Source organism: Dolichospermum sp. LEGE 00246, assembly GCF_015207865.1.
GTDB lineage: Bacteria > Cyanobacteriota > Cyanobacteriia > Cyanobacteriales > Nostocaceae > Dolichospermum > Dolichospermum heterosporum.
Window position 1 is genome coordinate 1 of record NZ_JADEWA010000707.1, and the last position, 1681, is coordinate 1681.

Here is a 1681-nt window from a genome sequence, read left to right on the forward strand (position 1 = left end):
TGTACAGAAATTCGAGTATTAGTAATAATAGGTCGTCCATTGCAAATATCTGGATGAATAGTTATTCTGCTTTCCATTTTGTTTACTTCTTGTCGTTACGGATTAATTGTAGCATTTGTCTGATAGCCTGGTGCAAGCTATATGAGGATTTACAGGATGAGGGATCTATTTGCAGAGGAGGTTGCTAATTTGACGGTGATTAATTGTCTGATAGCGTAGCGTGGCGCAAGCCATATCAGGATTTCCAGGATTTCAGGATTTTCAGGATGAGGTATTCGGTGGTTAATTCGAGCGATCGCTGTGGGAATTTGTCTGAATCAGGATTTCCAGGATTCGGTGGTTAATTCGAGCGATCGCTGACCCTAGATCCCTAGATCCCCGACTTCTTAGAGAAGTCGGGGATCTGAATAACTTTAATCGCACCAAAACAGATTCAAGTAGGTAAGTTGACAGTATTTAACATTGGAGGTAACAAAGTTAGACTCATTGCAGCAATTCACTATAACCGCAAAAAAATCTATATTCGTGCAGTGTTAACTCATCCAGAATACGATCGCTGTGGGAATTTGTCTGATAGCATAGTGTACCAGAATTTGAAAGTTTTCAACTATCCTCTAAATAGTCCCTAATAATCTCTAAAATCACTTGTTCAAGCTCTAGAATTGTAGATGGGATAATTTCATCTTTAATATGCTTATGATCTGCGTAGCCCAAATCAGGTTTGTGTTTGGCATTATCATAGCGAAATATTAAGTTGTTTTCATTGTCTTGATAATGGAATGAATAAGAGAGCTTTTCTAATGATTCTTGTAGATCAATATATTCTTTGAAAAATAAGCGACTCCCCCGTGAAAATTCTAAATTTCCCTGGATAAACCCGACATAGTTTGATCTAGCATCTAAGGAAAAATTAAAGGATATAATCCACCCTTGGTACACATATTTTTGAATAATGACAACAATACTAGCTTGGTAATTGTTGAGTGACATATTCTATAGTATCCAACTTTTGTAAAGCCTTAATTAATTTGTCCTTAATTTTAATTTCTCCTGCCCAACTTACATATTCATCGTCCCCTCCTGATAGGTTTTCTGCTGTCCAATTAGTCCAGAAAAATTCTGATGAAACTTGATATTTTGTCTCAAATTCTTGCAATAATTTATTAGTTTTCTCTAAGGATCTTTGTAAATTTTTAATCTCAGATTCAATAGCTCCTTTAATTAGGTTTTGGACGATTTCAACGTCGGGAGAATCAGATTTAATTTGTACTTGTAACATAAGGTTTACTTCTTGTCGTTACTAATTAATTATAGCATTTGTCTGATAGCGTGGCGCAAGCTATATGAGGACTTACAGGATGAGGGATCTGTTTGCAGATGAGGTTGCTAATTTGACGGTAATTAATTGTCTGATAGCATAGCGTGGCGCAAGCCATATCAGGATTTCCAGGATTTTAGGATTTACAGGATGAGGGATCTGTTTGTAGATGAGGCTGCTAATTTGATGGTGATTAATTGTCTGAATCAGGATTTCCAGGATTTTAGGATTTACAAGATGAGGGATCTGTTTGTAGATGAGGCTGCTAATTTGATGGTGATTAATTGTCTGAATCAGGATTTCCAGGATTTTAGGATTTACAAGATGAGGGATCTGTTTGTAGATGAGGCTGCTAATTTGATG

4 protein-coding genes are annotated in these 1681 nt (G+C 36.4%); 1 reads left to right on the forward strand and 3 read right to left on the reverse strand.

Features of this window, described 5'->3' with window-relative positions; all coding sequences use genetic code 11:
- Positions 1–77, reverse strand: a 77-nt coding sequence (locus IQ228_RS27550; RefSeq protein WP_193962989.1) for a DUF433 domain-containing protein, incomplete at its 3' end; no start/stop codon positions are given.
- Between the two features lie 369 nt (positions 78–446).
- On the opposite strand from IQ228_RS27550, the gene IQ228_RS25795 reads away from it, so the two are divergent.
- A complete protein-coding gene (locus IQ228_RS25795; protein WP_370566955.1) occupies positions 447–629 on the forward strand; it encodes a type II toxin-antitoxin system HigB family toxin in 183 nt (60 codons plus the stop codon).
- Here the strand turns inward: IQ228_RS25795 and IQ228_RS25800 are convergent.
- Positions 604–990 carry a DUF6516 family protein gene (locus IQ228_RS25800; RefSeq protein ID WP_193964975.1) on the reverse strand — a complete coding sequence of 129 codons (387 nt, stop codon included), beginning with the start codon at positions 988–990 and terminating at the stop codon, positions 604–606. The two genes, IQ228_RS25795 and IQ228_RS25800, sit on opposite strands and share 26 nt — an antisense overlap.
- Positions 965–1279 (reverse strand): hypothetical protein, encoded by a 315-nt coding sequence (locus IQ228_RS25805; RefSeq protein ID WP_168466311.1) that lies wholly within the window; start codon positions 1277–1279, stop codon positions 965–967. Before IQ228_RS25805 ends, IQ228_RS25800 begins: the two co-directional genes overlap by 26 nt.
- Positions 1280–1681 lie beyond the last annotated feature (402 nt).